The sequence below is a fragment of the Maritalea myrionectae DSM 19524 genome (assembly GCF_000423365.1).
GTDB classification, from domain to species: Bacteria; Pseudomonadota; Alphaproteobacteria; order Rhizobiales; family Devosiaceae; genus Maritalea; species Maritalea myrionectae.
The window spans coordinates 114765-126337 of record NZ_KE384009.1 but is presented as its reverse complement, the minus strand read 5'-3'; the positions used below and the strand labels follow the sequence as shown (position 1 = coordinate 126337).

General features: G+C 44.6%; 11 protein-coding genes. 1 reads left to right on the top strand and 10 read right to left on the bottom strand.

Features of this window, described 5'->3' with window-relative positions; all coding sequences use genetic code 11:
* Together G549_RS0118270 and cysD are read right to left on the bottom strand one after the other, a co-directional pair.
* The coding region (locus G549_RS0118270) for a sulfate adenylyltransferase subunit 1 (protein WP_036223620.1) at positions 1–993 on the bottom strand (993 nt) is incomplete at its 3' end.
* Positions 993–1904 carry a sulfate adenylyltransferase subunit CysD gene (cysD, locus tag G549_RS0118265; protein ID WP_027836224.1) on the bottom strand — a complete coding sequence of 304 codons (912 nt, stop codon included), beginning with the start codon at positions 1902–1904 and terminating at the stop codon, positions 993–995. The genes G549_RS0118270 and cysD, both read right to left, overlap by 1 nt.
* 109 nt (positions 1905–2013) lie before the next feature.
* Between cysD and G549_RS0118260 the strand changes: the two genes are divergently transcribed.
* Complete coding sequence (locus tag G549_RS0118260) at positions 2014–3330, top strand: lipid II flippase MurJ (protein ID WP_036223617.1); 1317 nt, start codon at positions 2014–2016, stop codon at positions 3328–3330.
* On the opposite strand, the gene G549_RS21880 is transcribed toward G549_RS0118260, so the two are convergent.
* The 8 genes from G549_RS21880 to G549_RS0118215 are packed head-to-tail and all read right to left on the bottom strand — an operon-like array spanning position 3259 to position 11446.
* Positions 3259–4329 carry a hypothetical protein gene (locus tag G549_RS21880; protein ID WP_169449678.1) on the bottom strand — a complete coding sequence of 357 codons (1071 nt, stop codon included), beginning with the start codon at positions 4327–4329 and terminating at the stop codon, positions 3259–3261. The genes G549_RS0118260 and G549_RS21880 overlap by 72 nt on opposite strands.
* 20 nt (positions 4330–4349) lie before the next feature.
* Positions 4350–5531 carry a glycosyltransferase family 4 protein gene (locus tag G549_RS0118245; RefSeq protein ID WP_027836222.1) on the bottom strand — a complete coding sequence of 394 codons (1182 nt, stop codon included), beginning with the start codon at positions 5529–5531 and terminating at the stop codon, positions 4350–4352.
* A gap of 2 nt (positions 5532–5533) precedes the next feature.
* Positions 5534–6634 carry a DegT/DnrJ/EryC1/StrS family aminotransferase gene (locus G549_RS0118240; RefSeq protein ID WP_084634262.1) on the bottom strand — a complete coding sequence of 367 codons (1101 nt, stop codon included), beginning with the start codon at positions 6632–6634 and terminating at the stop codon, positions 5534–5536.
* Between the two features lie 22 nt (positions 6635–6656).
* The gene (locus G549_RS0118235) at positions 6657–7541 is read right to left on the bottom strand and encodes a sulfotransferase family protein (protein ID WP_051214134.1); all 885 of its coding nucleotides are present in this window, start codon (positions 7539–7541) and stop codon (positions 6657–6659) included.
* Complete coding sequence (locus G549_RS0118230) at positions 7538–8128, bottom strand: sugar transferase (RefSeq protein WP_084634260.1); 591 nt, start codon at positions 8126–8128, stop codon at positions 7538–7540. The genes G549_RS0118235 and G549_RS0118230 overlap by 4 nt, the downstream gene beginning before the upstream one ends.
* On the bottom strand, positions 8125–9261 hold the full coding sequence (gene wecB, locus G549_RS0118225; RefSeq protein WP_027836218.1) for a non-hydrolyzing UDP-N-acetylglucosamine 2-epimerase: 1137 nt from the start codon (positions 9259–9261) through the stop codon (positions 8125–8127). The genes G549_RS0118230 and wecB overlap by 4 nt, the downstream gene beginning before the upstream one ends.
* Positions 9258–10391: a polysaccharide biosynthesis C-terminal domain-containing protein gene (locus G549_RS0118220; protein WP_036223614.1), complete on the bottom strand. Its 1134-nt coding sequence runs from the start codon at positions 10389–10391 to the stop codon at positions 9258–9260. Before G549_RS0118220 ends, wecB begins: the two co-directional genes overlap by 4 nt.
* Positions 10388–11446 (bottom strand): SDR family NAD(P)-dependent oxidoreductase, encoded by a 1059-nt coding sequence (locus tag G549_RS0118215; RefSeq protein WP_051214132.1) that lies wholly within the window; start codon positions 11444–11446, stop codon positions 10388–10390. The genes G549_RS0118220 and G549_RS0118215 overlap by 4 nt, the downstream gene beginning before the upstream one ends.
* Positions 11447–11573: the final 127 nt, after the last annotated feature.

Sequence of the window (11573 nt, the reverse complement as noted above, 5' to 3'; positions counted from 1 at the left end):
TTCTGGCGTCTCGCCCGGGGCGGACAACACATCGCCGCGCGAGATGTCGACTTCACGGTCCAACACCAAAGTGACGGCTTCACCCGCTTGGGCCACAGCCAGATCACCATCCATGGTCACGATACGTTTGATCTTGGCAGGTTTGCGCGAGGCGGCCACCAGCACATCATCACCTGGCTTGATTTGGCCAGACGCCACGGTGCCAGAAAAGCCGCGAAAGTCGAGGCTGGCACGGTTCACCCATTGCACCGGAAAGCGGAATGGCTGGGCTACCCGATCTTCCGCCACATCAATCTCTTCAAGGTACGGCACCAATTGCGGCCCGTGATACCAATCCATATTTTCGCTTTTGCTGACGATGTTGTCGCCGCGCAATGCAGAAATCGGCACGGTCACCAAGCTCCTAAAGCCAAGTTGGGCCGCAAATTCGCGATATTCCGCATCAATCTGGTCAAAGATTTTCTTGTCGTAATCGACCAGGTCAATCTTATTGACCACGGCCACCACATGTTTGACCCCAATCAGCGACAGAATAAAGCTATGGCGCTTGGTTTGCGTCAGCACGCCCTTGCGCGCATCAATCAGCACAATGGCCAAATCAGCGTTCGACGCGCCCGTGGCCATATTGCGGGTATATTGCTCGTGGCCCGGGGTATCGGCGACAATAAATTTGCGCTTTTCGGTGGTAAAGAACCGATAGGCCACATCAATGGTGATGCCCTGCTCGCGCTCTGCTGTCAGCCCGTCCACCAAAAGTGAGAAGTCGATCCCCTCATCGCCTGTGGTGCGGTTGTGGCTTTCTTTTTGCAGCGAGGCCAATTGGTCATCAAGGATCAACTGGCTATCATAAAGCAAACGACCGATCAGGGTAGATTTGCCATCATCCACCGAGCCACAGGTCAAAAAGCGCAAGATGCTTTTGTCTGTCTGGGCGCTCAGCCATTGTTCAATCTCAAGAGGTTGGGCTTGTTCTGTCACAGTTGCGTTGCTCATTAGAAGTAGCCCTCTTGCTTTTTCTTCTCCATCGATCCGGCCTGATCGCTATCGATCAGGCGCCCTTCCCGCTCTGAGGTGCGCGAGGCGTTCATTTCCATAATGATTTCGGGCAAGGTGGCCGCCTCAGATTCAAGAGCGCCGGTCAGCGGATAGCAGCCGAGGGTGCGGAACCGCACCATTTTTTCTTCTGGCACTTCGCCTTCTTCCAAAGGCAAACGATCATCATCGACCATGATCAAGGTGCCAGAACGCTCCACAACCGGACGCGGCTTGGCCAGATAAAGCGACGGGATCTCGATTTCCTCTTTATAAATATAGGTCCAAATGTCCAACTCGGTCCAATTGGATAAGGGGAACACGCGCATGCTCTCGCCCGGGGAGATGCGGGTATTGAACAAGCGCCAAAGCTCGGGTCGCTGGTTTTTGGGGTCCCATGCATGTTGGGCATTGCGGTGCGAGAACACACGCTCCTTGGCGCGGGACTTTTCCTCATCCCGACGTGCACCACCAATTGCCGCATCATATTGTCCAGCGTTCAACGCCTGGCGCAGCGCCACGGTTTTCATAATGTCCGTATAGCGCGCCGAGCCATGGTCAAACGGGTTGATGTTCTCAGCCACCCCTTCTTGGTTCGTGTGGGTGATCAAATCAAAGCCATGCTGCTCGGCCATGCGATCGCGAAAGGCGATCATTTCGCGGAACTTAAACGTGGTGTCCACATGCAAAAGCGGGAACGGAATCTTTGAGGGAAAAAATGCCTTGCGCGCCAAATGCAACAGCACGCTTGAATCCTTGCCAATCGAATACATCATCACCGGCCGCTCAAAACTGGCCGCGACTTCGCGAAATATCTCAATGCTCTCCGCTTGTAAGGCTGAGAGGTGGGAAAAGGATTTGAATAAATTCATTGATATCTCAAACGTTGTATGTCAATCAGCGTTCTTAAGTCACGCCATAAGCAAGACCCATTTATGGTAGTTTGTGTTAAAACAGTATATTCTCCATGAGAAGCAATCAATGCTCACTTATTTCAAAACCCTATTGATACCTATATTGATGGGGTTGGGCCTAATTGCGGGCTTCGGGCGCGAAGTTATCGTTGCAAGCCTATTTGGTACTTCGATCAATGCTGAAATTTTCAGAGTTGCCTACGGCCTACCATCAATCTTCAGCGACAGTCTAGCAGTATCGCTCGTCGCTATATTGATTCCATACTTTTTGTCCAATCAAGATGGGCAAGAAAGTCTCAATTCTAGCACAGCTTTCAGAAGCACCTTTCTTATCGCCGCCGTCACGATGGTAGTTGGTATCCTCACGATGCCCATGCAAGCAAGCTTGTTTGCACCTGAAATTAGAGGCGCTGACAGGCACAACCTTATAGTCGTTGGTGCTTTGTGCTGGTGCATGTTTTTCTTTGTATTTCTTTCAATTCCCCTTAGAGCACTTCTGAGTAGCAAAAAAACCATTTGGCCAAATGCAGCATCGCAACTGATAAGGTCCGGTTTTTTTGTGATATTGTTGTTGGCACTAATTTTTGTAGGCTTGCCTAATCAAACATATGCAATTGGCCTAGCTGGTCTTGGTTCAGGTGTCGCAATATTCGCAGTTAGTCTATGGCTGGCAAATAAAGACGCCAATATTGCGCATCTCTACCATCAAAGAGGAAATCGACACTTTAAGTCCAACCTTCCGCTCATTTGGGCAATAGTTTCCATTATTTTGATCCAACTAATTCTGTCAAGTGGTCGGCTGATAGACAGGTCAGTGTCCAACCTCATAGGTCCTGGCTACCTTGCAGCGATAGAGTACAGTTATGCGATAATGATGGCGGTAGCTGCACTAATTGGGACCTCAACCAATATCATATTGGCCCCAAAAGTCGCAAAAGCAATTGCGAAAACAGGTGAGATCGGACCAGAAAACAGGCGGATCGTAACCATTATATTTCTTGTTGCGTGTTGCACAGGAGTATTAATGTCCGTTCTCGCACGCAACATAGTTTCGATATTATTCGAACGAGGAAATTTCGACGAAGTCGACACTTTGTTAACTAGTCAGATATTCGCTATACACGCCCTTAGCCTAGGTCCTTTAGTCGTCTCATTATTGTTATTTCAAATATTGCTGCAAAAGAAGAAAACCGGCCTCATATTCTCCGTAGCAATTATAAAACTGGTTATAAAAATAATCTCAATATTTCTAGTTTTTGTAACCGATATCGACATTTACAAGGTAGCTTTAACTTTTATCATTGCAGAGTTTTCATTTGCAATCGCCATTATTTTTATGATCCAAATTTCTAATTCGCACCCTAGAAAAATCGCAAAGTATTGACAAAAATAATATCGTTATTGGCGAAACAAATGAAAGATTTACCAAAACAATGAATGTAAGTACTAAAAAACTAAACAAATTCATCTTGATATGTTTCAGATAAACAAATATTGGGACAAGAGCAAAAAATCCCAATATATAAAACAGATAAGATAAAAAATTTGAAACAAAGTTTGTTCGTTCAGGAAATTTTTGGTCAAAGAATTTCTGTTCCGCTTCCTCAAAGGTGTGCGGTACAAAAAAATCATTTATCGCGTTAATGATTGGATTGAAAGCTCGACTTATTCTCACATTAAAACTTTGATCTGCAAATAAATTCTGCGGATCTTGTAGGATTGAGCTTACTAACTGTGCAAAGCGCCCACCTTCTATCATAAGCATAATTATTGCTAATATAGAAAAGAAAACAAAGGAAATTACTAAAAGGTATTCTTTTTGTAAAGATAGATATACAAAGATCAAGAAGACTGTAGGACCGATAACGGTCAGTGAACCAGACAAAAAGACCAGTCCCAATGCAGCCAAACACCAGACAATGCCACATCTAAATCTCAAAAATCCTACCAATAGCAACAAGGCTGTTAGGCCAAGATACGAAGGCTCGCTAGTAAAGGAATTGAAACCGCGCGATCCCAAATTTCGGTAATTGGAAACGACAGCTTCTACAAATTCTGGCGCAACTATTTCCAAAAAAATTCCGTAATAGTATAAAACGAGTGCCACCTTAAATGCACTTTCTACCACATCCTTTTCCAGTGTGTTTAATGCATAAACCGTAGTTGGAACAAAAAAAACTGCTAGCGCATACTTTGGGCTCCCCAACAAATATGTGAGTACTGAAAGATATAAACCTAACAATAATACTGACAGCAGGTTTTTCATACGCCCCCGCCTAGCAGCAACCGCCAATAACAGAACAAGTAGCCCGAGATATGCATGGGGTTGCGTATCGCTTTCCAGCGGGCTGCTCAGAATAAACGGGAACAGTGTAATAAACAAAGAGACTATACTTAGTATTTTCACGAAGGAAGCACTAAAGAATTAAATATTTTAATGAATTTTGCTGATAATGCACATGCCAAATTTGGTACTTCTACGTCTTTCTTATCTCCCGACAATGTTGTCTGCAACCGATTGAATAGCTCTTTAAAATCGTCCGGACCCAATCCATCTTTATCGAAATTGGGACAACCATTTGTTACATGAATCCACTTTCCCTCCACCAATACTAATATCGGTAAACCGAGTGCTCTATAAGTGCTAATTTTTGAAGGATACGCAACCCGGTAAATATCTGGCGCTAGCGAGACCAAACCGATATCCGCCTCCCGCATGATTTCTTTTGCTTGCTGGTATGGTAAAAACGGAAAAAACTTAATTTGAGGATGTCGTTCCCATTTCTCCTTCAACTCGGCAAGCGCTTGCCCATCTCCCATAAAGACGAGTTCCAGATTTGGATATGCACTGAAGCATTCAGCAATCCCCTCTGCCAAGAGATGTAAATTTTGATATTTGCCGAGATTGCCAGCAAATATTGCCCTGATTTTTCCTTTGGGCTTGAGAAACTCGCTAGGTGGTTGACCTTGTTCACCAAAGTCTTCAAGTGGCAGATTTTCTATGATTTCAAGAGGCAAATTGTCCAAGCCGCGTTCAACAAGCGTATTCTTCATATCTTCGGACAAAACAATGATCTTGCTTGAGCGCCGTAAAGTTTGATTATCCAGCCAAGTCAATATTCTAAGTGGCACCCCCTTGCCGAGGAATCCGTTTGTAAATTTTGAAACTTCAGGATGAATGTCCATTACATGGTAAATAAACTTGGCGCCGACCAACTTGGCAAAAAAGCTAGCGCACCATGCTGCAATTACAGGAGGATATGTGGAAGCCATGACCACATCTGGCTTGACTCGCAGAATATGGAGGCACAACCAAAAACAATAGATGGCAACGTTAAAAATCCGAGCGAGCGGGTTATTCTTTTCGCCTTGGATAACTGTTACCCGGCGCACACTCAACTTTCCCAATAGCTCTCTCTTTGGGGATGACTTTTCTGCCTGGCTTGCATTCCGATAGCTTGGCTGCGACGAAAACACGCTGACTTCATGTCCATCATTAGCGAGGATATCGCCTATTTTTCTCAAAATCAGTGCATAAGGTGCTGTGTCTGGCCAAAAAAAACGATGAGTGAGCAAAATGCGCATGTCTATCGCCCGATCGTTTTTTTGATTATGCCTATTACTTCATCTTGCTCATCATTTGTGAGATCACTTCCTGAGGGCAGGCAAAGACCACGTTCGAAAAGCATTTCATCAAAACCTGAGCCGTAATAGTTTGCACCCGCGAATACTGGCTGCAGATGCATTGGCTTCCAAAGTGGCCGACTCTCAATTCCTTCCCTAGCGAGGGCAACGCGAATTTGTTCACGATCGACGCCGATAATTTGAGGATCAAAAACCGCAGCTGTTAACCAACGGGAAGATCTATAGCCAGTGGGTTCCGGCATGAACTCCACACCCCGGAAATCAAGGGCCTGTCTATATCGCTCAAAAACTGCTCTACGCGCTGATACTCGATCATCAAGCACCGTCATTTGACCGACACCAATTGCCGCAGAAATATTGCTTAATCGATAATTATATCCAATATGTGAATGCTGATAGTGGGGCGCAGGATCACGTGCTTGAGTTGCCAGAAATCGAGCCCGTTCAATGAAGTCCTTGCTCCGAGATACCAACATGCCTCCACCGGACGTCGTTATGATTTTGTTTCCGTTAAATGACAAAATAGAAGCATCGCCGGCCGTGCCGCATTTCCTACCCCGTTTAAACTCAGCCCCTAAACTCTCAGCAGAATCGAAAATCAGTTTGAAGCCATACTGGTCCGCAAGGCTTTCAAGTCGGTCCATATCACAGCCTTGTCCATATAAATCTGTCGGAACGACTGCTGCAGGAATTCTATTTTCTTTCTTTGCCTTAAAAAGGCGTTCTTCCAGCAGGTCGCAGGAGATGGTCCACGAAGACGGATCAAGGTCAAAAAACTCTGGCACCCCCCCCTGATATGCAACCGGAAATATGCCACCAGCAAAAGTCATTGACGAAATCCAAACCCTGCTTTCACGTTCCACGCCTGCAATGATAAGCCCAAGGTGCAAAGCAGCTGTGCCGGACGCAAGGGCCAGACAATAACAATTTTCACCAAGATAGTTGGCAACCTTTTCCTCGAATAGATCCAACTGATGGCCGATAGGCGCGACGAAGTTGCTCTCAAATGCATCGTTTATGAACGAAATCTCAGTGCCAGACATGTGTGGCTTTGACAAAAATATCCTAGTTTGAGAATTCATAATTGAGTTTTCTTCTGGTTGGCTCGACGATCTCTTTTATTCGGCTTGGCAATGCACCGTAGACTTCTTTTCCTTTGCCAACAGAGTTATTCCTAACTTGCTTGGCGACGTCTGAGACCACTTTTTGAGCGGTTGTGTATTCGAGAAATCGGGAAATTTTTTCTAACTCAATTCCTGGATCTGACACTAGGTTTTCATATTTAAGCGAATGCACATTTGAGTTGGGGACGGTGTGTAGATCCGTCATGGCCTTTTCCACACATATCACCCACTGGGTGGCACAAAGCTCCTCTAGTGAGTATTCAGCGAGGCCATCCATACCCTCAAATCGAGGACCCCAACTCCTAAGGTTTTTTTTGTTTCCAGCAATAAGACCGATACGGCTTTGAATAAAGCTGGCTGCGTACCAAGGCAAATCCAATTTTGGTGCGTATTTTGCTTTAGAATAAAAGTAATTGAATTTAGGTAATTCTAATTCACCTTTCCACCTATGCTTGGATGAGGCGATTACATCTATACCATCGCGGACTATGAAAACAAATTTTGCTTCTGGAAAAATTGTATGTACAAAGGGAACCCTTAAAGAGTTCGCACAAGTTTTCTCCACCACAAACCTTGGTCGGCCTTTTTCCTTCCAAAGCCTTATGAATTGATTCCTCACGTATGACTTAACATTCTCGGTTGCCTTTTCAACAGGAATCTCATCGTTTGGATACGTCAAATTTCCGTGCCGCCAAATCGGATTGATCTCGTCACAGTCCCAAGTTTCAAAGCCCTCTAAACCGGTAAGACAATCCCGCAAAATATTTGTGCCCGATCGCGCAGCACCAATAATTATGACCGGAACAAATGGCAAACTAACAGTCAACGAAAAAATGTCCTCTTTATATAAGCAATATCTTTGTGAAAAGACCAGTTTTCCAAATACTTCTTATTGATTCTAACTTTATCTGGCCAAATCACCCTATCATTATAATCTTGTTGGTTTTCCACTTTAGACAAAATTTCCTCTTCATTCCTGTATTTTAAAGTGGCGGGACCAGTAATACCGGGACGTAGCGTTGCTATATCAGCATCTTGCCCCTGGAGCTTATCTAGATATCCAGGCACATCTGGCCTCGGCCCAACAAAAGACATGTCCCCTACCAATATATTCCAAAGTTGTGGCAACTCATCAATTTTCCACTTTCTGAGAATTTTCCCCGTTGGAGTAATCCGATGATCATCAATCGATGTCACATGTCCTCCAGGGATATCCATCATAGTTCTGAGTTTGACTATTTTGAAAGGTCTACAATTGCGTCCAATTCGTACTTGAAAGAAAAATCCATTCTTCCTTGTAGAGATTGTTGCCAAAACCCAACCAAGAATTATTATTGGCGTGGTTAGAACAAGTCCAAGTAGGGAGAAGATGAAATCAAAGGTGCGCTTTTTAAATCTATCTGATTTTGTCAATTTTTGAATTCTCTAATTCCGTCCCAACCATTGCTAAGCTTTGCAGTTCCCAGGATTAACGACACCACTCGTTCTGACGTGTTGGTAACTCCATAGTCTTTAGGTAAAGGCATCTCGCCGTGTCTAGCGTGCATTTTGGTGACTGCTTCTACACCAGCCAGAATTGCATCCTTTTGTACACCGGTCATAATAATACTGCCAACATCAAGAGCTTCGGGGCGTTCAATGGCATCACGTGGAGTGATGGCGGGAAAGTCCAAAATTGATGCTTCTTCTGCAATCGTGCCGCTGTCTGAAATTGCACAAAATGAGTTCATTTGAAGATTGTTATAATCATGAAACCCAAATGGCTTCGCAAAGCTGACGATATCATTCATCTGATAGGCAAGAGCTTCAAGTCGGTTGCGGGTTCGCGGGTGAGTAGAAACCAGAATTGGGAAGCCATACATATCAGCAAGACCGTTAAGCGCACTCATCAGTTGGCCGAGGCGGTCCTTGTCGTCTACATTTTCCTCACGATGTAATGAGACGATGAAATACTCTTTCTTCTTAAGATTGTTCGCTCCTAGAATGTCAGACTTCTCTATCTTTGAGCGGTAATGTGACAATACCTCTTGCATTGGGCTTCCAGTCAAATAAATACGACGATGTGGAAAGCCCTCCGACAACAAATGCCTACGGGCATGCTCAGTGTAGACAAGATTAAAGTCAGAGATATGGTCAACCAACTTACGATTGGTCTCCTCTGGAACATTCCTGTCATATGACCTGTTTCCCGCTTCCATGTGATAAACAGGCACCTTCATGCGTCGTGCCATAATCGCGGAGATGGCTGAATTTGTATCCCCAAGAATTAAGATAGCGTCGGGATGTTCTTCCGCAATAACTCTTTCGGTCTCACAGAGAATGGCACCTAAAGTTTGACCAAGTGACCCCCCTCCGACGCCCAAAAAATAGTCGGGTTTACGCACACCGAGATCTGCAAAAAATATCTCGTTCAATTCATAATCCCAATTCTGCCCCGTATGAACAATCTTATGATTACAATATTGATCCAGCGTGTCCATCACCCTTGAAAGTCTAATTATTTCCGGACGGGTGCCTAGAATTGTCAAAACCTTAAGTTTGTTCATGAAATCACTCTATCTGCAAAAGTATCTGGGGCCTTCGGATCAAAAATCTCATTTGTCCAAAAAAGCGTGATGAGTGGTTCACTTCCTACATTCTCTAGTGAATGAGTGTAAAGTGTTGGCATATCCACGATGCAAGGTTCTTCACCAGATACATCAAATTCCCAAACTTCTTTCGTTAAAACTCTGCGCATTCGGACCTTCGCTTTTCCTCTCAAAACAAGAAAACGCTCAATCTTATTAATGTGAAAATGGTCACCTCTTGTGACACCTGATAGAGTTGTTGAAGCAAAGCTCTGGCCCCCGCCACCCTTTGATTTTATGGCCTCAAACAGGCAGCCTCTGCTATCTTTGTTCAGCTTTAACTTGCGCGGCCAACTATTAGGGTAAGTAGATGCTCGATACGCATTGAAAAGGCTGATATCGAAATCTGATTCCAGCGACGGAAATACGTTTTCCATATATGCACTGTGAAACCGGTCCAACTTTTCAAATAGCTCTGATATGGACATTTTCAGGCCGGCCAATTCAATTTCACCCTCTTGCCCATCTTTTGCGAGGTTAATCATCTGATCAACAGCACGCCCGGCATGCAGCAAATTAACTTGCCCATTCTCATCAATTTCTGATGATTTATCATTAATAAGGTTTTCAATCAGCGTTGCCGTCACATTGTTGTAGTAGGGGCGGGCGCCTTCGCCAAAAATGTGGGGCAGTATCACGTTCGTAAATTTGGAAGCGCGTTGCTCAAATGCGACCTGCGCGGCCCGTTTCGAGCGACCATATACTGAATCATTTTTTGAATGGATTGAATTTGCATATATAATGTGTGGCTTTGCGTTTACTGTTTCACATGCCCACAGCAACCGATTTGCGATATTTACATTTGCTGTTTCAAGTGCTGTTTCCTCCGCACGGTTCACACCTGCAAAATGCAAGACAACATCGGCCGACTGAATAGCGCGCAAAAGCTCGTTATCATCGGCAAATTTTTGTCGATCAATTGCCGATATCTGGTATGGGCTTGGATCACCCTTAAAATTTGCAGCACAATTTTCAGCGTGCAAATGGGCAGCAGCATGCCAACCCAACAAACCGTTTGCGCCAGTGACTAATACTTTTTTTAAAGTCATCTGTTCTTCCAACTCGCAAGCTCAGATTGCAATTCAGGAAGAGAAAGGAGCAGTTTCTTAATCCCCTCCCGGTCTAGTTGTTGCGTGTTGTGTGAATGATAGTCTTCAAAGTGAACAGCGGTTTGATCACCTTCGGTAAAATACGGTTTGTAATTTAGGTCTCGTTGGTCAAGTTTAATCCGAAAATAATCACCCATATCGTCAGCCTGCGCCAACTCTTGGGCGCTAGCAAGCGTCTCATAAAGTTTTTCTGCATGACGCCAGCCAATCGCTTCAACAGCATGATTTGGCACTTCAAACAATTCAATTAAAGCGCTTACCAAATCCTCGATTGTGGACGCGGGCGCCTTTTTAATGAAAATGTCCCCTTGATGTGCATGTTCAAATGCATAATGGACGAGGTCAACTGAGTATCTCAAGGGCATTAGAAATCGTGTCATTCGAGGCTCGGTAATGGTAATCGGTTTGTCAGATTTTATCTGTTTGACAAATAGAGGGATCGCAGACCCCCTCGAATACATCACATTTCCATATCGGACACATGAAATTGTGGTTTGATTCCCCTCTCCCAACTCTCTAGCAGCAGCTTGTGCCACTTTTTCCATCATTGCTTTTGACATGCCCATAGCGTTTACCGGGAATACCGCTTTATCCGTCGACAGGCATACCAAGTTCCTCACATTGTGGCCAATTGCAGCACGAATTACATTTTCGGAACCTAAAATGTTGGTCTTCACAGCCTCAATCGGGAAAAACTCGCAACTCGGCACCTGTTTCAACGCTGCAGCGTGAAATACGCAATCAACACCTCTAACAGCACGCTCAACGCTCTCGCGATCTCTGATGTCACCGATGTAAAACTGGACTCGATCGTCGCGCAATTCATTTCGAAGCGCATCCTGTTTTTCTTCGTCCCGACTAAGGATTCGAATTTCATCGGTGTCGTTGTCAAGCAGACTGCGCAACATGGTTTTACCAAATGAACCTGTGCCACCCGTGATCAAAATTCGTCTTTTTGAAAAATTCAAAGTTCTGTATCCTAAATTGCTATTCATGTTCTCTGGGCATTGGCCTATCAGATGGATGATTCAATTTGATTGTGGTTGTACACTCAAAAATCCATTTTTATGAATCCTTTTATGATTAGTATGTCAACAGTATGATTGGCGGAGCAGCACCCTT